The organism is Bacillus sp. FSL E2-8868 (genome assembly GCF_038005505.1).
Taxonomy (GTDB): domain Bacteria; phylum Bacillota; class Bacilli; order Bacillales; family Bacillaceae_G; genus Bacillus_A; species Bacillus_A mycoides.
This window is the reverse complement of record NZ_JBBOTI010000004.1, coordinates 314,985-336,161: the sequence shown is the minus strand read 5'-3', so window position 1 is coordinate 336,161 and position 21,177 is coordinate 314,985. Positions and strand designations below refer to the sequence as shown.

At 31.5% G+C, this 21,177-nt stretch carries 11 protein-coding genes and 1 pseudogene; 8 read left to right on the top strand and 4 right to left on the bottom strand.

Translation table 11 applies throughout. The features are described 5' to 3' along the window. Nucleotides 1–411 precede the first annotated feature (411 nt). Nucleotides 412–8,010 carry a non-ribosomal peptide synthetase gene (locus NSS74_RS26650; protein WP_340814657.1) on the bottom strand — a complete coding sequence of 2,533 codons (7,599 nt, stop codon included), beginning with the start codon at nt 8,008–8,010 and terminating at the stop codon, nt 412–414. 366 nt (nt 8,011–8,376) lie between these two features. Here NSS74_RS26650 and NSS74_RS26645 point away from each other — a divergent pair. From NSS74_RS26645 to NSS74_RS26635, 3 genes and pseudogenes are all read left to right on the top strand, one after another. Further along, nucleotides 8,377–9,294 (top strand): annotated as a pseudogene (locus tag NSS74_RS26645) (aldo/keto reductase). Nucleotides 9,295–9,778: 484 nt separating this feature from the next. Continuing rightward, complete coding sequence (locus tag NSS74_RS26640; protein WP_340814656.1) at nt 9,779–11,431, top strand: pyridoxal phosphate-dependent decarboxylase family protein; 1,653 nt, start codon at nt 9,779–9,781, stop codon at nt 11,429–11,431. Between the two features lie 104 nt (nt 11,432–11,535). After that, complete coding sequence (locus NSS74_RS26635) at nt 11,536–12,180, top strand: hypothetical protein (RefSeq protein WP_113937327.1); 645 nt, start codon at nt 11,536–11,538, stop codon at nt 12,178–12,180. 530 nt (nt 12,181–12,710) lie between these two features. Here NSS74_RS26635 and NSS74_RS26630 read toward each other — a convergent pair. After that, a complete protein-coding gene (locus NSS74_RS26630; RefSeq protein ID WP_159146567.1) occupies nt 12,711–13,121 on the bottom strand; it encodes a hypothetical protein in 411 nt (136 codons plus the stop codon). 113 nt (nt 13,122–13,234) lie between these two features. Beyond that, nucleotides 13,235–13,423 carry a helix-turn-helix transcriptional regulator gene (locus NSS74_RS26625; RefSeq protein ID WP_159146566.1) on the bottom strand — a complete coding sequence of 63 codons (189 nt, stop codon included), beginning with the start codon at nt 13,421–13,423 and terminating at the stop codon, nt 13,235–13,237. 159 nt (nt 13,424–13,582) lie between these two features. Here NSS74_RS26625 and NSS74_RS26620 point away from each other — a divergent pair, with 159 nt between their 5' ends. The 5 genes from NSS74_RS26620 to NSS74_RS26600 all read left to right on the top strand — a co-directional run bounded on the left by NSS74_RS26620 (nt 13,583) and on the right by NSS74_RS26600 (nt 20,020). Beyond that, nucleotides 13,583–13,909 carry a helix-turn-helix domain-containing protein gene (locus NSS74_RS26620; protein ID WP_159146565.1) on the top strand — a complete coding sequence of 109 codons (327 nt, stop codon included), beginning with the start codon at nt 13,583–13,585 and terminating at the stop codon, nt 13,907–13,909. 226 nt (nt 13,910–14,135) lie between these two features. Beyond that, nucleotides 14,136–15,155 carry a tyrosine-type recombinase/integrase gene (locus NSS74_RS26615; protein ID WP_340814653.1) on the top strand — a complete coding sequence of 340 codons (1,020 nt, stop codon included), beginning with the start codon at nt 14,136–14,138 and terminating at the stop codon, nt 15,153–15,155. Between the two features lie 1,273 nt (nt 15,156–16,428). Then, the gene (locus tag NSS74_RS26610) at nt 16,429–17,847 is read left to right on the top strand and encodes a right-handed parallel beta-helix repeat-containing protein (protein ID WP_159146553.1); all 1,419 of its coding nucleotides are present in this window, start codon (nt 16,429–16,431) and stop codon (nt 17,845–17,847) included. A gap of 255 nt (nt 17,848–18,102) precedes the next feature. Next, a complete protein-coding gene (locus tag NSS74_RS26605; protein WP_159146552.1) occupies nt 18,103–19,602 on the top strand; it encodes a WXG100 family type VII secretion target in 1,500 nt (499 codons plus the stop codon). A gap of 13 nt (nt 19,603–19,615) precedes the next feature. Then, nucleotides 19,616–20,020, top strand: a complete 405-nt coding sequence (locus NSS74_RS26600) for a hypothetical protein (protein ID WP_340814651.1) — start codon at nt 19,616–19,618, stop codon at nt 20,018–20,020. Between the two features lie 326 nt (nt 20,021–20,346). Here NSS74_RS26600 and NSS74_RS26595 read toward each other — a convergent pair whose 3' ends face one another. After that, complete coding sequence (locus tag NSS74_RS26595) at nt 20,347–20,772, bottom strand: HD domain-containing protein (RefSeq protein ID WP_159146550.1); 426 nt, start codon at nt 20,770–20,772, stop codon at nt 20,347–20,349. Between the last annotated feature and the right edge of the window lie 405 nt (nt 20,773–21,177).

Here is a 21,177-nt window from a genome sequence, read left to right as displayed (position 1 = left end):
TGGGATGACTGCCGTGGCTTCTGCCGCAATGATTGCTTCTTCTCCAGAATTAGGTCGCATGGCATGTAGAAGAATTTATCCTGAGCATTAATATCAATCTACGTAAAAATGGCCACCGGAAAAAGTTAATGATTCTCAAACATTAACTGATGATCAATGGGTTTGGTCTTAATATAAAACTGTATTTTTTCTATTATTGAAAAGAATTATTTGTTTTAGTTAATTTCTTCTGTTAGTAATATGAAGAATTGAAATATTATCCAACCAACTAAATGTATAAACCTTTTAATCGAAAAGAACTTGTAGATAAAACTACAAGTTCTTTTTAATTTTCCAAACGTTAAGGAGAAGTAAACGAACATTCAAAACTTCATATTTATAGACCAATCTGTTCAAAATCGATAGTATATGCTATAACAGCTTTGGTTCTTTAATTAATGGTAAATACTCTATACTCATGGCATAATTTAATAACAAATTGATATACTCTTGATTTGGTTTTAAACAATGTACATTCTTCAAATATCCTTGCGTATACAAACAAGATGGTATAGCTACTGATAGCTCTTCTACAGATTCTAATAAAGGCATTATGAGCTCTAAAGCTTTCTGTTCATCAGTAGTTAGACTAGTATTAAAAAACTTCCCTATATACTTTTCTTGCCTCATTAACATTAAATCGTATCCAAAAACTTGTAAACTATTAATAAATTGGTCCCATTTAAGCTGAGTTGGATTACAAATATGCATGGTTTTATTTACTGTGTTGGCCTTATAAGATAGTTCAGTAATGGCTAAACTTCCATAGTCCACAGGCGTTAAATCTACATACGTATTGATTTCAGGTGCTATGTTAGATAAGCATATACCTTTCAATAATCTATAAAAAGCGTTTTCATTAATATTGAATTGAAATTTACCCGTTTTAGAGTTACCCACTAAATTTCCCACACGGTATATAGTAGCACGAACTCCTTTTTCCATTGCCTCTCTGACCATTTTCTCGCCTTGAAACTTACTTTCTAAGTATACATTATCTAAATTTTGCCCTCTATCAAAATTAGACTCAAAGAATTTAAATTCTTTTGGATCGCTTTCAGCCTGTCCTACCACACTTAAAGTCGATATATAATGAAAGCGTGCATTTGTATTCTTAGCTAATTCCAATAAGTATTTTGTAGACTGAACATTTACCTTTTGAAAATGCTCACGTTCTCCATAGTGTCTAACTTCTCCACCACAATGTATTATTGACTCTACGTTACTCTTTAAATGATCCACTTTCTTTGGATCAAGACCTAGATTTATCAAAGATAAATCTCCTTCAATTAATTCTACTCTCTCCTCCAACTTTTGAAGAATTTCTTTACCAAAATAAAATCTCATTCTTTCTTTTAACTTTTCATCAATTACTTGATTCTCATTTTTTCTTACTAAACAGTAAATAGTCGTAGATGACAACTGTAATAATTGTTCTAAAATATGTGCGCCTAAATATCCTGTTGCTCCTGTAAGGAAAACTGCTTTTGGATAATTCACCATATCTAACTCACATTCTTCTAATTTAGTTCTTTTATAAACCGGATTCGTTTTCGTTTCATTTTCAATACATGCTACATTAAAATTTTTCTCTTTCTTTAACGACATATTTTCCATCTCTTCAATATGAGAGGCTAATTTTTCTATTGTTCTATACTTAAAGAAGTCTTGAATTTTCAAGTTAGGATATAACGGTTTTAATTTAACTAATGCCGGCATAACTTTTAAAGAATGCCCACCTAAATTAAAGAAATCATCTTTTAAGCCAATAGATTTTATGTTTAAAACTTCAGACCATACTTTTGCAATGTTTTTTTGCACTTTAGTTTGGGGCTTAAGTATACAATCATCCTTTTTCTCATTATCAAACTCTATTTCTGGCAGTTTTTCGAAATCAATTTTCCCATTAGCCGTTATTGGTATTTCTAACACATGAGAGTAATATTTAGGAATCATATATTCTGGCAATACATTTGATAAATGTATTGCTAACTTATTTTTCTCTATTTCTATACCGTCCACTGTTTTATAGTAAGCTTGCAATAGCATTCCATCTTTTGTTTGTGTTACAACAGCCTGACTTATCCCCTCAAATCGGAATATTGCATCTTCTATTTCTCCTAATTCAATTCTATGCCCTCTAATTTTAACCTGCTTATCTTTTCTCCCCATAAATTCTATAGTTCCATTTGGTAACCACTTTGCTAAATCACCTGTTCGATATAACCTTTTACTATTATCTTCTGAAAATGGATTTGAAATAAATGCCTGTTTTGTTTTCTCTTCCTGCTTCCAATACCCTTGGGCCAATCCTAAACTCTCAATATATAATTCACCCATGCCCCCTACCGGACAATGTTGCATAAATGAGTTCAATATATGCACCTTTGTATTAGAAATTGGAATACCAATCGGTATACTTCCTAAAAGATTATTTTCGCCTTCTAAGACTGGTATGAAGTAATACATTGCTGAAACAGTTGCTTCAGTAGGCCCATACTCATTTACCAGTTGTATTTGATTTTTAAAAGTATTTTGCCAACTTCTAATAGCATTTGTTGATGCAGCTTCCCCTCCCATTATCATAAATCTTAAAGAACGTATCTTATCACTATCCAATTTAGTTAATGAAGTCGATAATTCATTAAAAAATACTGTTGGCACGTCAGAAATAGTTACTTGTATTTCTTGGATAGCTTGAGCATATGCGACAGTTGAATAGCGCTGTTCATCACTTAATAAATATAGTTCCGCCCCATTTAACAAGGTAGAAAAAATTTCCGATACAGAAGAATCAAAACTATGGGAATAAAACTGTGTTACTTTATCATTTGGGGAAATATGAAATACTTCATTTCTCCATTCAGCTAAATTTAATACTCCTTTATGAGTTAATAATGTACCTTTTGGTTTGCCTGTTGACCCTGAAGTATAAATTACATATGCCAAGTCATCTGGTTTATTTAAAATTTTAACATCATCATTTATTGTCGTACGATATATATCCTCTATTATTGAAACGTTATAATTACGTGAATTCAAATGATTTTTGTATTTGTAATTCGTTATAATTCTACATGCCTCGCTGTCACTTACTATATAATTAATTCTATCCTCGGGGTATTTTACATCGATTGGTATATAGGCAGCGCCAGCTTTTAATATTCCAATCATAGAGACAATACTATTGATACTTCTATCTAAAAATATGGCTACTTTGTCACCTATTTTTATACCTTTTTCGAGTAAATGTTGAGCTACTTGATTAGAATTCATATTTAATTGTCTATATGTTAAAGACTCTGTTTCAGTCGCTATAGCAATCCTATTTGATTGTCTTTCTACTTGCTTATAGAATTGCTCCTGTATATTTTGAAAATAAGGATACGGTCTTTCTGTATGATTTACCTTTCTATATAGAGATTCCTCTTCCAGTGATAGGAATGAAAGATTCTCATATGCCACTGTTCTTTGATGAATAAATGCGTCCAGTATATTAAGTAAATTTTGAGTAAACCTATTAATTGACGCTTCCTTGAAAAGATTAATATTATACTCAAATGAAATCTCTATATAATCCGATCCTTCTTCAATAGCTAAAGAAATGTCAAACTTACTAACATCTTGTTTATTAGGTAACAATTGAAGCTTGTACGCATCATGCTGTTGCAAAATATCTTTCTGATAGCTAAACATTGTAGAAAAGATAGGGTTATTTCCAAAACTTCTATCAGGATTTATTTGCTCAATTACTTTATCAAATGGGTACGATTGGTTTTGGAAAGAATTCAAACATTTTTCTTTAACGACTTGTACTAGTTGTTTTAAATTTTTCACATCATTTAATTGTGTTCTAATAGCTAAAGTATTTACAAAAAATCCTTGTATTTGTTCAAATTCCTGATAATTCCTTCCAGCAACCGGTGTACCTACAATAATATCTTTTTGATCCGTTAGATAGTGTAACAATTGTATATATGCTGCCAAAAATAGCATATACATAGACACATTCTCTTGTTCACATACTTGTTTCAAAGACTCTTTCATTTTATTATCTAACTTCATTTCAAAGACTTTACCTTTATTTGTACTTTGACGATCCCTACTAAAATCTAACGGAAGATTTAGTAGGGGAAGAGGCGCTGCAAGCTCGGTCATCCAATAATATTTTTCTGTATCCCACCGGCCTAATTTTAGCTGCTTCTGTTCCCACTCAACATAATCCACATATCGATTAGGAATAGTTGGTAACTCGGGATTTCTTCGATTAGCAAAGGCATTATATACCTTCATTAATTCATCTAATAAATTCCTTACACTCCACTCATCGGTAATAATATGGTGTAAATTGATATATAAATAGGATCTTTTCTTATCAAGATTAAAAATTCTAATCCGGAAAAGTGGTCCATTTTCCAAATCAAATGGTGTATGATCCGTTTGATTTATTGTTCTACGTATATATTCTTGTTGTTCCTTTTTAGTTATGTGTTCAATATCATCGTGAATAAGGTCAATAGATATTGATTTTAATATGACCTGTCTAGGCTCCCCGTTTTTTTCAATAAACACTGTTCGTAGCATCTCGTGTCGTTCAACTAAAAATCTTATGGCGTCTTGTAAAATATTCTTTTTTAAACTTGGCTCAATATTTATGTGTAGTTGTGTATCATATACTCTATTAATAGCGTTATACTTATTTAAAAACCAGATTCTTTTTTGAGCACTGGATAACTTATAACATTCCTTATCTGCAACCTTTAATACTTGCATATCATGTTCTTCTCTATCCGTATTTACTTCCATTAATTTATCAATGTAAGCAGATAGACTAGCAATTGTTGTATGCTCAAAAATATCTCTAATTTCTATTTTCAAATGAAACTCTTTTTGAATTTGATTTAACACTTGCACAGCAATTAATGAATGTCCCCCAAGTTTAAAAAAGTCATCATCTCTGCTGATTCTATATTTCCCTAAATTTAAAATCTCTGACCATGTTTTTACCAACCTTTTTTCTGTTTCACTTATTGGTGTTACATATTGATTCTTCATATTTTCAAGTAAAGATGGGATTTGTAATTCTAATTTTTTTCTATCAATCTTACCACTTGGTGATAATGGAAATGTTTTAAGGTGAAATACATAATTTGGAGTCATAAAATCTGGTAAACTTTCACTTAAGAATGTTTTTAAGTCCTCTTGTTTTATCTCTGTATTGTCTTTTGATACATAAAAGCTAGCGATTTTGTCATTTTGATAAGTTACTACTACTGCATCTTTTACCTCTGGGTGTTTAAATAATGCTCTTTCAATTTCATCAAGCTCAATTCGATACCCACGTAGTTTTACTTGATTATCTTTCCTTCCGATAAATTCTAAGTTCCCACTTGGTAAAAGACGTACTAAATCCCCAGTACGATACATTTTTTTATCGCGATTATAGGATTCTTCGAAAGAAATAAATGCCTCTTCTGTTTTTTCCTTTTGATTTATATATCCTTTGGCAACCCCATCACCACCAATGAATAACTCACCTACTACTCCTGACGGACATAACGTGTTGAACGGACTGACCACGAAAACTTTACTATTAGCAATTGGTTTACCTATTGGGATATTAGAAGTTTCTTCTTTTATCTCATGATTTACTTCATAAATGGTTGTACATACAGTAGCTTCAGTAGGACCATATGCGTTAAGAACTGGAATCTTTAACCCTACTTTACTTTGCCATTTACGAACTGATTCAGCAGGTATGGTTTCCCCTCCCACAAATACACATTTTAAGCAATTTAATTTAAGCAACATTTCTTTTGGCATATCAGCTATTAATTTAAAAAATGCAGTTGGTAAAAGAACAAATGTAATACCATTCTTGTTAATTACATTTATAAATTCTTCTGCAGAACGTTTTTCCATTTCAGAAATTAAATGCATTCTTCCTCCGCATAACAAAATAGGAAACATCTCCATAATGGAGGCATCAAAAATCATTGTTGCAAATTGTAAAAACACATCATTTTTGTCTAAATTAAATTGATTCATTAATGAATATGATAAATTAATTACTCCTCTATGTGGTACAACTACTCCTTTTGGTAAACCTGTTGAACCTGACGTGTAGATAATATAAGCTGCATCTTCTATGGTATGTGTAGACGCAATATTTTCTATAGAATTAGTGTAATGAAAATCCTCTAGATAAATTGTATGAATCGCAAAACTTTCAATTGATCCCCTGAATTCTTTCTTTGTAATAATCATTTGACTTTGGCTATCTTTTAATATATATTCTATTCTTTTTTCAGGAAACTTTGGATCAATTGGTACATAAACTCCACCTGATTTTAGTATGCCTAGAATCCACACAATTGTATCGATCTCTCTCACCATAGTAATACTTACACGCTGTCCCTTTTTTATTTCATTTTCACGTAAATAATTCGCTATTTGATTTGACCTTTGCTGCAAGTCATAATAGGTAATTGATTTATTCCCCATTGAAATCGCTATTTGATTTGGCGATTTTAATGCTTGTAGATCGATTAATTGATCTAGTGTTTTTGAATTAGGATATACAAGAGTATTTGAGTTTATATCTTTGTATAAACGATGATCCTTTTTTAAAAGTAAATCCAATGAATGAATAGGTTCATTCACATTCTTCATTAGTTTTTGTAACAAATATATATATCTTTCAACTAAATCATTTATACTATCTGGTTTATATAACGCTGAATTATAGTCAACCTCAATTTTATTCTCTGTTTCCCCTTCATATCTCATTATTCTCCAGGTCATGTTAAAAGGATTTACTCTTTTACAATCTGTTAAAACTGTGGACTCAATATCAGGAATTTTCAATTGAGGTATCCTTACCGTATTAAATGCTGTTGAATATATCATATTATGATGTGTATTATTATTTAGATTTAAATCTTTTACTATATGTGAATATGGATTATGTTTATACTTAATAACCAAATGAACAGATTTATTCACCTTGTTAAGTATTCCCTTAAATGTATCCCCCTTTTCTATTGTTATACGTATAGGTAATGTATTAACAAAATAACCAAAAGCATTCCCTTCTTCCGTGTGTGGTCTAGTATTAATTGGAATACCTACAATAATTTCTTCAGCGTTTGTCATTTGATGAAGTAAGGCACAATAAGTACTTAACATAACCCGATAGACACTTAAGTTATTTCTTTTAGCAAAACATTGTATTTGATAAAATAGATCGGCATCAATATTCTTGCTTATATTTTTGTTCGTATATATCGGTTCATTCATTTTATTAATAGTAGCAGGAAACTCTATAGGAGGTAATTCACCTTGTAAATAATCTTTCCAATAGGATGATCCTTCTCTATATATTGCACTGTCAATAAAACCTTCCTCAAATTCTACAAGGCTCTTATAAGGAGATTCTAATACTAAACCCGTATTTTCTTGAAGTAATTCACAATACGTATGAGACAATTGTTGGATAAAAATTCCTAAACTACATCCATCATAAATAATGCGATGAAAAATCATATGTAAAATAAATTCATCTTCACACAATTTAATGATGTGGAATTTAAACAAAGGCCCTTCTTCTAAATTAAATTTCTCATTCACTATAGAGTCTAAGAATTTTTTTAAAATAAATTTTTGTTCTGTGTTTTTAAAAGCGGTTAAATTCTTAATTGGTATATCAAAATCTATACTCTTTTGAATGAATTGTTTAATTTTTTCGTCCCTCTTAATAAATAGTGTACGTAGCGCCGGATGAGATTGCACTATTAAAGTAAGCGCTTTCTTAAAAGTGTCTATTTGAAGATTTCCTTTTAGCTTTATTATGGTAGCTTCATTGTTCATTCCATTTTCTAATTCCATTTGATGAGCTATCCATAATGCTTCTTGCCCTACTGTTGCATCCAATTCTTCTACAATTTCATATTGCTTTTGTATTTCCTTCATATGAATTTCTCCTTTTATAAATATTTCAAAACGGATAATATTTACAGTTACAACTATATGTACATATTCTACGATTTGTAAATGTATTTTTTCCGACTAAATTCAACATTTATTTCACTTATTGCATAGTTATTAAAATGATGAATAAAATTCATATTTATACCGTGAAAATTCATACTTTTATTCAATTTAAGCATAAAAAATCATTTTACTAATAATTCTAATTAATTTTTATAAAGTAATCTCATATATATTTATTAAAATATATACTCTAATTTATATCCCGAAAATAAATTCAAGAATATCCCAACTGGTCGCTATATATATTTCTAATAATATAAACTGAATAGGAGGAGTCCGTACATAATGGAATATAGATTATTAGGTAACACGGGATTAATAGTTTCAGAGATAGGATTTGGTTCTTGGGCGATTGGTGGAGATGAATGGGGCGCAGTAAAAGATAATGAATCCATTGATGCAATCAATAAAGCAATTGACCTAGGAGTTAATTTAATTGACACTGCTGATGTTTATGGACTAGGTCATAGTGAAACACTCGTTGCAAAAGCCATAAATAAACGTAGGCAGGATATCATTCTTTCTACAAAGGGTGGATTAATCGGTCATCATTATGACCAAAATCAACCAGCAGTTTTTGGAGATCCTCAAAAGATTATTGATGCTAGTTTACTGCGGCTTAAAACTGATTATATAGATGTGTACTTTTATCATATTTGGTGGGATAAACCTGAAGAAACACAAGCCTTTCTACAAGCTTTCCAAACCTAAAAAAAATCTGGCAAAGTGAGAGCTGTTGGCGTTTCTACTAATGATTTAGATTATATTAAACATTTTAATCAGAATGATGATTTAGATATTGTGCAATTCGATTATAGTATTTTGAATAAAGAACCTGAAAAAGACATCCTTCCTTATATTGAAAAACATAATTTAGGTGCTGTGATAAGAGGTCCACTTAAGATGGGAATTTTAACTGGGAAATTTAATCATGAAACTCAATTTCCAGACGATGATTTAAGAAAAGATTGGCCAAAAGAAAAGTGGTTTAAAGATAGCTTAAACAAAGTAGAAAAATTACGTTCACTTGTACGATCAAATCGAAGTCTCACGCAAATTGTCTTGCGGTATGTTTTAAGTCACCCTGCCGTTTCAGTTGCTATTCCTGGTGCAAAAAATTCTAATCAGGTTGAAGAAAACTCTTCACATTTAACTCGCCCATTATTATTAGATAATGAAATTGAATTCATTAAAAAACTTTAATCGAATAATTATTCTTCCAAAAAAATTATGCTGATTTTACTACCAAATCCATACTACTACTTCTTCTCCACTAGAACATATCTTTAACACTTCCACCTTATTTTTTTATCTTTTCCCAACAATATCTACTGTTTATAAGGTAGTTGAGCCCTTATATTCAACTACCTTATAATAGTTCTACATTATATTAAAATATCTACTACACTAGTTGAATACATGTTAGGACAACATATAAATTAAATAAACAATTAATTCAGATATTTTTTTAGAAACTCCATTATCTCACAATTACTTTTTTTAAAATAAATCAAAAAATTTTTCTTTACTTTGAATTCCATAGTTCATATAATTTTCTATGGAATTACATTTTTTTCTAAATAACTCTTCATTTCTAAGTATTCAAAAGGGCAATTACAAATTATTATACCCTTATGTTTAACCAAGTAAAATAAAAATCCAGTTTTTTACAAGGAGAAGTGACTGCATGCAAGATATTTTAAAACTATTTCCGAGCGTTGACGGAAATGAAGAAAAACAACAACTTTTATTAGAATCTATGCAGAAAATAATTAAAAATCTTGACCAATTAAAAAATGAAGAGCGAGCTACTTTAGGTAAATGTGAGGAAAAATCAGAAGGATACTACAATGGCTTAATTCACCAAAGTCATATTCCACTAGCTGGAATCACTATGTCTGAGGTTATAGAAGAGCTAAACCAATTTATGAATGGACATCCTTATCCAAATAAATATTACTTGTCTAACGCTGTACCACTACCAAGTATTCCTTCACTATTAGGTGTACTAACCATGGCCCTTTTAAATGGTAATGGTGTTTGGGATGTATATGGTCCAGGGGCAGCAGAAGCAGAAGTAAAAGTTGTATCCATGCTTTCAAAACTGATTGGTTATAATCCACATAATAGCGGTGGTTATACAACATGGGGTGGACAAGGTTGTGTATTTTCGAGCTTACGTTTAGCAATTTCTAAACAATTCCCATTAGCAAAAGAACATGGTGCTCCACAAAATGTTTATTGCTTTGCTTCTGAAAATGCACATTATAGTTTATTAAAGTCAGCTGAAGCAACTGGCATAGGGTCGAATCACTTAATAAAAGTGAAAACTGATCCCTATACGAATTCTATGGATATAGATGATTTAGAGGCTAAAATGATACAAGTTATTAAAAATGGAGGTATCCCCCTTTATATTCTAGCTACTATGGGGTCAACAGATACATTTACCATTGATGATATAAAAAAAATTAAAGAGAGCGCTGAGGCAATACAGAAAGAATATAAATTAAAACCTATTTATATCCATGCTGATTCTGCAATGGGCGGATTCTATAGTTTCTTTAATAATTATAGTTTCGAAGAAAATCCACTTTCATTTGAACCTAGCTTAAAAAATGCTTTACAATACGTACAAGATAAAATGCAATACATGGCACTTGCTGATAGTGTATGTTTTGATTTTCATAAATTAGGACAAACACCTTATGCTTCAAGTATATTAATCGTAAAAAATCATACTGATTTACAACTGATGGATATTGAACAAGATGACACACCATATCTAGGCAATAGGTCATATGGAAGTTATCATACTGGCTATACCTTAGAATGTTCACGAGCTGGTAGTGCTATTCCGATGTATATCAATCTTTTAGCCTTTGGTGTTGAAGGATATCAAAAATTACTAGCAAATTATGTTCGTGTAAATCTATTATTTAGAGAGAAGTTGCGTGAGGCTCTACCTCAAGTCGCAATCACAAATGATTTTACATATGGACCAATTACAACCTTCCGTTTCTATATGAATGGAGATGGCCAAGAAAATTGGAAAAAAGAACGAATAGGTCTTGCAACAAAAGAAGAGATTGAGGATACAAACCGATTAAATATAGAACTATTCAATTATCTAGGAAAAAATCGCGATCAAGTATTTTTTGGTGATACAACTCGTTCTTGTGTAGTAGATGTATTAAACAGTTATGATAGAAATCCGATTTCCACATTAAAATTCTTTTCTATCTCTCCATATACAACTGTTGAATGTTTAGATGAGATCGTAGCATTTCTTTATGAGAATATTTCGATTGCTACTAAACAGATTTATTCATATGTTTAATAACCATATTTGTTAGCGCTTTAATAATTAAATTTAACTAAATTAAATAAAACTTTTTATTCTTTTAATCACTATTAACTATATCAGGAAAAGAGGAAAAACATATGAATATAGAGCTACTAGATATACACCACGTAAAAGATGCAGCACATTTACTTGCACATTCTTTTGTGAATAACGAACCTCTTGTAAGCAGTTTACAAATTCCTTTTGCTCCTTTTCACAAAATGTGCGAAGAAATGATAAAACAAGCTGTATCTCAAGCTATGTCATTTGTAGCAATTGAAAATTTTCAAATTGTTGGGGTTCTTTTAACAAGAAAAGTAACCCAACCACTAATAGATAAAGATAAGGCGACTGAACTATGCCCACAAATGGATCCTATTTTTCAACTTTTAGATACATTAGAGACAGAATCTATTGAGTTTTCTCATTTAGATAAAGAAAAATTGGTCTATCTAGATATGGGCGCTTGTCATCCAGATTGGATGGGAAGTGGGGTAGTCACTACTCTTCTTTCACATGCTATTCAAGAAATAAGTAAAAGAGACTTTGATTTTATTGCTGCTTGTACAAATAAAATTTCTCGAAAAATCTTAAAAAAGCTGTATACAACTTTTGAAGTTAATGAAATAGTGTATAGTAAATTTCCTTATAAAGAAACATATCCTTTTGCTAACACAACAACTTCCTTAGCAGCTCAATTACTATATATACCTCAATCCCAATTCGTCATCAAGGCCATATAAATTTGTGAAGAAGGCTAGCTGTACTTTTGTGCAGCTGCTTTTTTATATAGAGTAAATTAGTAATAGATATTCTAACATAAGTGACACCTTTCACACTTTAACTTCTTCGAATTCAATAGCTACTTTCTCAGCATGCCTTACTTCTCTGCTTAACCTACCTAAAGATCCCCTTCTATTTATTAAAACATGTTTCATCATGTTTTAATAAATACGCTCCATTATTTCATCTATACAAGTAACTTAAATACTTTTCCCTATTTTAAGTCCAACTCTATTACATTCCTGCTAATAAATAGCATGTTATATAACTATATAAAAACTCTACCAAATCATTAAAGGAATCTCCTTTCCCCTATCGAATTATTGTAGAGGGAAAGGAGATGAATGCATGGAAATCCTAGGACTAGATACACGCACATTAGCGACTTTAGGTGCACTTGAATACACAAATCGTCGCAATAAATTAATCGAAGAAGCAGACAATAATATATACGAGTGTAAAGAAATGAAGGAAATCCTTCAAACGTTCCCTAAAGAGAAGCAGATTGAGATTCTTGAGAATCAAGCTTATTTTGAAGCAGTGGCAAAGATGATTGAACAAAACAATTTAATTCTTTTAGAACAGATGAAAGCTCTACAACTAATTCAGAAATAACAAATTTATGATTGATTAATTCTACATACGCTTCCATAAATAATATATCTTTATCTATACTACCAGCCTCTGTTTTTACAGGGGCTTTTGTTATGCTCTTGTTCGTATTTTGAATTTGAATGGTTTCTTTCACATGTATGAATAGATCTTCTAACAATCCTGGTGTAGACTCCAATTCTTGCTTTTCAATTTCCTCTGTTACAGCACTGATAAATTCCCATAGTACTTTTGCACCTAGTAATTCCGCTAATCGTTTTTCACGCATTTCAAATGTTTTCATGTTCATATTTAAACACTTCCTTATTTAATATTTGTTTAAAAGTACTTAATAAATTATTTTGTTTTAGAGAACAATAAAGAACTGAACTTCTCAGCTCTAAAATTACACAAAACGTGACATTACTCTTCAAAAAAAAGAGTCCAATCAAAATTTAGTACCTTAGCTATATTTTTTGCAACAGGAACACTTGGATTTCTTTCACCACTTTCAATCATTGCATACATACTTCTAGATATTCTTGCCTCACATGCAATATAATCCTGTGTTTTCTCTATATGTTTACGTTTTTCCAATAACCACAATCTCATTATTCCCCTCCCCCGATGTCACAAAATGCGTATCTAATAATCATTCTATATGAAAACAAGTACAACATCAATATTTTTTACACATTTCGTGTACTTTATTAAATGTTACATATTGTGACGTTATAATTGATATAGAAAACAACTGAAAGGAGGTAGTATATGTTTGGCACAAGATTACACACTCTTCGAAAAGAACGAAAACTGCGTCAAGAAGATATGGCAAAACAACTAGGAATTGCACGAACTACATATGCAATGTATGAACAAGGTAATCGAGAACCTGATTATAATACATTGATAAAATTAGCCACTTTCTTTGAAGTATCTATTGATTACCTCCTCGGTACAACTGAAATAAGACAAATTACAGACGTACAAGATCCTGAGCTTCATCAATGGTTTAAAGATATAAAGAATGCACCTCCCCAAAAACGTGAGGAATTAAAAAGATTTTGGGAATTTATAGTACAAAGAGAAGAACAATAAATATAAAAGACCTCCACCTTGACAGGGTGGAGGTCGTGAGTTCGAGCCTCTCCGGGGTCATAGTTTATAAGAGACCGTACTCTACAAAGGTTTATAGGTGTTAAGGATTTATCCTTTACACACTAAAAATCATTCTAGTGTTGCGGTCATTTACTTTTTAGTGTGCAAGTCATTCACGTCTTCTTATACGGTAAACCAAATTACCGATATAGGGAGGCGTTTTATTTTGGCTAGAACAGGTAAAAGAGGTAAAGCAAAGTTAGGTCGTACAAGTATTGAGGTTACACAGATTGAAACTTACACGTTCCAAGAGTTATTTAACATTTATATGTTTGCAAAGGAAGCAGAAGGGCTTGCAAGAAGAACACTTGAAAATAAGAAGGTGTATTTCTTAGTATTTCATCGATATTTAGAAGAACATCATAAAGACGTAACACCTAATACTCTTAATACAAATACCATTAGAGAGTTTTTACATTACTTGAAGAATGACCACACTAAGCATAAAAATAACCATTGCGTTAAGGAGAAATATAAATCTGTTGGTGTTTCAGTTTCTTATATAAATACCATCATGAAACATATGAGAGCATTCTATAACTTCCTCATTGAAGAGGAATATGTACAATCTAATCCTTTTACAAAAATCAAATCATTAAAAGAAGCACAAGATAATATAGAAGCATTATCCGTTGATCAATTAAAAAGTTTACTTAAACAGCCAAATCAACGAACATACGCGGGATTTAGAGACTATGTATTAATGATGTTGCTTACCGATACAGGTATGCGAATTAGTGAGGCTTTAAACCTTCAACAAGAGGATATTGATTTCAAAACGAATGTGATTGAATTAAAAGGTACTAGCACAAAAAACCGTAAAACTCGATATGTACCTATTTCCCAAAAGACTAGTAAGCTACTGCGTGAATTACTAGTTGAAATTGAAGAATTTGATACCCTGCATATATTTGCTACTGTTTATGGAAATAACGTTGATCCTGCACGATTTAGACAGAGATTAAAAACATATGGTAATAATGCAGGAATTAAAGGAGTAAGAGTCTCTCCTCACACTTTTAGACATACATTTGCAAAGTACTATTTACTTAATAATGGTGATGTGATGACCCTCCAAAAGATATTAGAGCATTCATCAATTGAGATGGTTAGAAAATATATTAATATGACAAACAAGGATATTGTATTTCAACATAATAAACATAGTCCAATTAATAGTTTATAAACAAAAAGAGCGAACATTTTGTTCACTCTTTTTCAATATACTGTTAAATATATTAATAGGATGTCCTAAAAAAATACACAACCCCATATCGCTTTTTCTATACAATAATTCACACTCTAAAAATGTGTCTAGTACACTTTTTTCTTTTATTTATATAATAATGTTTTTAACTCTGACTGCAGAGGCATTAGAGTTACTACTTAGCCCACTACACAAATCATTATATTCGGATGAATATCCATTCCCTTCAAAAGAAAAAGCCCCCTTTTATGAGTGCCTATAATTATATAAATTCTCCAATAGTGATAACACTTTGAATAATCTTTTCTGTCTTCATTTCAGAAAAACATCAATAGCTTTTCAAACTTCTTTTTCTCATATTCTTGTATTTAAGACCCATAATATCGTTATTAATTCTCCTATCGATAAAAAAGGAGTTATCATAACCTCACTTCACAAGTTTGAAGACACCCTAAAAAGTTTATTGAATCAATAATGTAATGTATTTAAACTGGAATTCAAAAAAGTTTTTCAGAGAGTTCCTTAAAATAAGAGAACTACTTTTTATATGCAAACAAAAATATGTAATTAATTATTGAATATTAAAATAATCCCCGTCCATCTATAAAAAAAGGAATGAGTTGCCTCATTCCTTTTATCATTTTTCGTATCATAATAATTACACGTCCAGCCAAGCATTAGTCTAATCAAGCTCATTGTTCGTCATTACTTCAATTTTTATGTATGCTAAACTAATTAATGGATCAGCAACAAATATCCTTTTATCTACTTTGAGGTATTTACAATTAAATATTATCTATTTTTCTTTCACTGATGTCTTCTTCTTCTTCAAATGAATTCACGCAATCTTTATAATTATCCGCTCTATAATTAGAGAGATAATTCTCAAACCTACTAATTGTTTCTCCGCAGTATTAGATTCGTCAATTTATGATTAGTTTTTTCAACCCTTTTACTTATTCGTATACTATTCAATCTATAAATTACCTTGGTATACCATCTTGCCCCTAATTATATTGAACCACCAAAACTGATCCATATAAATATAAATAGTATTATTGCAAAATACTCTGGAAGTATACTAAAAACTAATGCAAAAGTGAATATACACAATAAATACAAACACTATACTTAAGTTAAGATAATGGGTATCTTCTACTACATATTATATATTTTTATTGAAACAAGATATAAATCGTCAGTTTTAACTATATAGTTGAGAAGGAATGCTAAAAAAAGAAGGAGGATCATGATGAAATATCAAAAAATATTTCCCTCATTAAAAAAATCGCTTTTTATCTTTATCCTTTCTTTCAGTATGTTAATTTTCACACTCCCTGCCTCTACCTTTGCACAATCCAATAACAATGCAAATCCTGTTACAAATTACTATGTATCTCCAACAGGAAACGACCTCAATCCCGGTACATTAGATCAACCTTTCGCTACCATTCAAAAAGCTGCTAACGTTGCTAAAGAAGGAAGTACAATCTACATAAGAGGGGGAGTTTATAACCAAAAGGTTCGTGTCACTCATTCTGGTGCCTCAGGAGCACCCATTACTTTTCAAAATTACCAAGATGAAAAAGCCATTCTCGATGGTTCTAAAGTCAAGTTAGAAGATGATGGGTTATTTACAATAGAAGACAAAAACTATATTCAAGTAATAGGATTAGAATTTCGCAATTTAAAATCAACGAAAGTTAGCGAAACCCCTATTGGTATTTATATCACTGGAACAGGAAGTTACATTGATATTAGAAATAATTATATTCACCACATTGAAGCAAATGTAAAGAATGGAAATGCACATGGCATTGCTGTCTACGGTACTTCATCTAGTGCACAAAATAATTTAAATCATATTGTCATCGATAATAACGAAGTAGCAAATTTGAAATTAGGATTGAGTGAAGCAATTGCTATCAATGGGAATGTAGATTCCTTTGAAGTTACCAATAACAAAGTACATGATAACAACAACATCGGAATTGTTCTGATTGGACATGAAGGCGTATCTCCAGTAGCTGCTTTAGATCAAGCTCGGAATGGAGTTGTTCGTAATAACATTGTCCATCACAATTCATCCATCAATAATACTAGTTATAATGAATATTCAGCTGATGGTATTTACGTGGATGGTGGGAAGGGAATTATCATTGAGCAAAATCAAAGCTATGAAAATGATCTCGGTATTGAAGTAGCTAGCGAACATGCAGGAAAAAGTGCAAGCCAAATTACCGTTAGAGACAATACGATATCCAATAATATCATGAGTGGCATTGCAATTGGTGGGTATGATAGTCAGCAAGGATATGCTGAAAATAACACGATTACAAACAATGTGATTTATAAAAATGATACAAAAGATCAAGAGAGTGGCCAAATCGAATTAAATTACGATATCCGCAATAATGTGATTACCGATAACCAAATCTATGCAAGTAATAGCCGTATTTTTATTAGCAATAATTTTAATAAAAACACCGGAAACAAAGTAGATTACAATCAATACTATGGTGAATTCGATCAAAATAATGGCTTATGGCAATGGAAAAGAAAAACGTATAAAGGATTTTCATCTTATCGAGCAAGTATGATGCAAGAAGGAAATGAACAACATAGTGTATTTAGCAAATTATCCCCTTCGTTCAAACTACTTTTAAAATAAAGCAAATGCACTAAAACAACTTTATTTCAGCTCACTTCATCTCCCCTCCCCAATAATGTCAAAGATGAATTAAAAGTTGTAGTTTCAATTGAAACTGCAACTTTTTCATGTTCATAAAAACTCTATATTCACTTCACATTTACATTGGATTCGCCCATAATTATTTTATATGCTTTAGCTAATTTTTCTTAATATTAAGTATTTACATTTCCCCTTCCTTACTTCATAATTTTAATCGGGAAAGGGAGGAAAAAAATGGTTCAAATAAAAGTAACACCCGAAGAATTGGAACAAGTTGCCAAACGGGCTAATGATACAAAACACGCGCTAGAATCCATACATAATAATTTATGCAATCAAATTGATTACATGTGTTTCCAATGGACTGGTGCATCGAATCAAAACTTCGTTCAAATGTTCAACGATGCCAGACCATCCGCATTCACAGCTATCAATGCACTTGTGCATGTTGAAGAAGAATTAAAGAGAATTGCTGAAAAATTCCGCGTTGCAGATAATGAAGGTGTAACGACTCAAAAAGAAACTACACCTAGTAAATCATCTGAAAAATCCTTCTTAGGAAAAGTTTGGGATGGTATAGTAGATGGTGCGGGAGATGCTGTTGGAGATACAATCGACGGTATAAAAGCATTAGGTGATTGGGAAACTTGGAAAGGCATGGGCTACACTGTCACCCATTTAGATGAAGCTTTACCTGCTATGTGGGATGCGTTATCCGACTCTTTTAATAAAGATGTGATAAATGGGGATGCAGAAACACGTGCAAGATGGGGATCGTATGCTTTAACACAAATTGGATTAGGTCTTCTTGGAGATAAAGGGGTCAGTAAAGCTGCAAAGCTAGCACAAGGTGCTAAATTCTCTCAAGGTATCTCAAAAGCTGGACAATTATTTAATAAAGGTGATAATTTGGCTTTCGCAGGCGGTAATGGTAGTAGCTCTGTATTTGATAGTGCTACTTTTAGACAAACCGAAGAAAAACTTTCAACCTACCAGTTTGCCAAGGGTGAAGGTAATATAGGTACTACTCCAAAAGCTGTAGAGGTTACTCCAAGTTTTAACCGTGAAAATTTGTCGGAACATATAGGAGAGGGATTTGCTTCGCAAATAGATAATGTTTTAAAAGAGGCAAATATATCAAACGAACAATTCCATAATCTTAAAGTGAAACATTACACTGAATTGAATGCTGAAGAAATGCAAATTATGAAAAAAATACGAGATTCTGTTCCAGCGCCAAATCAAGATACATTATTACAAAAAGTTATTAGTTTAGATAGCGTCGATAATTATCTGAAAGAGACTGAATACTTCAATTCCATTGGAGGTTGTGTAGCTAAAATGGAAGATGTGAAACCAATTCACTCTCCTAAGGATGTATATGAATCGCTACGCCTAGATTATGAAGGAACCCCTTACACTACAACTAGTGATTATGCAGTTATTAGATTTAAAACTGATGATGTAGAAAAAATGAAAATACCTTATGCCCAATCATTTGAGGATTCAACAAATATGAAACCAAATGAATATATCCATTTCCCGCAAACCGGTAATGGTTTTACAGCTGCAGAGAATGGTCGAATTGTTCCTGAATATGAAACGTCTTGGGGAGATTTTATGAAACCTCAGCCAGGATCAGAAATATATTCAGTAATTAATCAAGAAGAAAAATTGGTAGCCGTATACCACGACAGAAAACAACGTTTTATACCGGCAACCGAAAAACAGTAGAGTAGGTGCCTCAATGATTAGAGATGGAAAATATGGATTATATAATGGACAAGAATACATGTTAGCTGGAAAGAAAGATGATTTAGAAATTATATCGAATGATCCAGCTGAACTATTAAATGGTTTTATTCGAGATGATTGGGATGAAAATATTTTCTTTAAAAAAATAAAAAAAGAAGACTTGGATACCGCTTATGAAATTACAACATACGCAAAATATAAAGGACATAATTTCGGAGTACTAACTGCAAGCGAATTAAAAGTAGTTATTGCTACAAATAATCCACAGGTAGGACACGAACTAAATATGTCTGTACCAGGTCGTGGAGAATTTCACATGGAAGTAAATAGGACAGATGTTGAGTTAATTGAAGAAAAAAAACCTATATGGGGATTTACACTAGATATAGACAATTAATTACACCAAATAAAAGCAGAACCTTATGAGTGTTCTGCTTTTATAAGCCTTTCCTATTTTTGTATCAATAGCAAACCTTAAACCAGCATCTTTATTTTAACTAGCTATCCAAATTGTTAAAAAATCATTTACATATTCCTGAATTGACGCTTTAAGGCTTATAATAAGAGACGATATTCTAGACTCCTTTAGAATATCGTCTCTTATTTTTTTATTTTACAGCAACCAAAAAATTGTTCTTACATGCCTTAAAACTTTTGAAAGAACGAGTTTCTTTAAACAATTAGTATTCTAGGAAATTGCAACTAAAGAAGTTGCTGTTTCTTTTATTCCCCTAAAAACTTAATCGCTGTGCGATACTTCTCCAATCGTTTTAGGTCTTTATCTGTTATTCTAGCAAGTCGTGAGCGGTCAGAATTATGTTTTAAGTCTGCAAGTTTGACAGTACGGGCAAGAGAATTTTCTTTCACTTTGCTCAGATACTCAAAATAAGGCGTGTATTTCTCTTTTGTTAGTACCTGCACTGCCTCCACTACGTTATAAGGTATACCAGCATTTAATAAATCAGCAGCTGTTATCTCAGTATCTTCAAGAACATCATGCAAATAAGCAGTAGCTTTCTCTTCGATCGTATTTACAAAGCTAGCAACTGTCTCAGGGTGTTTGATATAGTCCATTCCTGCTTTATCTACTTGTCCAACATGGGCTTTTTTAGCTATCTCATGAGCTATCTTTATATAATCAGGTAACATCGCAAAAGCTCCCTTTCTTTAAAAAAGATCCCCCCTCTAGCAAGCTGTTCTAAAAGTGAAGGAGGAAAATATTGATATAATCCCTCAGCAAATCATTGGAGTTCATCTTGAAACAAAAAATTTATAAAAAATGCCACCCTCTCTGTATATTTCTACAAAAAGAATAGCGTTTTTTGGTTATTCGGATACAATTTTATTTTAATTTGAATTACGCCCTTTTCCCTTACGCGTATTTACTATATTAATGAAGAAAATTAGACCGCAGATAAGGAATAAACAAGGAGGGACCCATGTTCTAAAATTAACAAGACTTATAATAAGCATTATAATGCAAAGGATACAACCAATAATATCAATGCTAAAAGATAACTTCCCCTTCATTGTTTTCATTTATAACTATTCCCT

Coding starts and splice junctions, on each gene's coding strand:
- NSS74_RS26650 (WP_340814657.1), bottom strand. CDS start 8,010: ATGAAGGAAATACAAAAGCAATATGAAATTGTAGAAGAATTGGATGCA.
- NSS74_RS26640 (WP_340814656.1), top strand. CDS start 9,779: ATGCAAGATATTTTAAAACTATTTCCGAGCGTTGACGGAAATGAAGAA.
- NSS74_RS26635 (WP_113937327.1), top strand. CDS start 11,536: ATGAATATAGAGCTACTAGATATACACCACGTAAAAGATGCAGCACAT.
- NSS74_RS26630 (WP_159146567.1), bottom strand. CDS start 13,121: ATGAACATGAAAACATTTGAAATGCGTGAAAAACGATTAGCGGAATTA.
- NSS74_RS26625 (WP_159146566.1), bottom strand. CDS start 13,423: ATGAGATTGTGGTTATTGGAAAAACGTAAACATATAGAGAAAACACAG.
- NSS74_RS26620 (WP_159146565.1), top strand. CDS start 13,583: ATGTTTGGCACAAGATTACACACTCTTCGAAAAGAACGAAAACTGCGT.
- NSS74_RS26610 (WP_159146553.1), top strand. CDS start 16,429: ATGAAATATCAAAAAATATTTCCCTCATTAAAAAAATCGCTTTTTATC.
- NSS74_RS26605 (WP_159146552.1), top strand. CDS start 18,103: ATGGTTCAAATAAAAGTAACACCCGAAGAATTGGAACAAGTTGCCAAA.
- NSS74_RS26600 (WP_340814651.1), top strand. CDS start 19,616: ATGATTAGAGATGGAAAATATGGATTATATAATGGACAAGAATACATG.
- NSS74_RS26595 (WP_159146550.1), bottom strand. CDS start 20,772: ATGTTACCTGATTATATAAAGATAGCTCATGAGATAGCTAAAAAAGCC.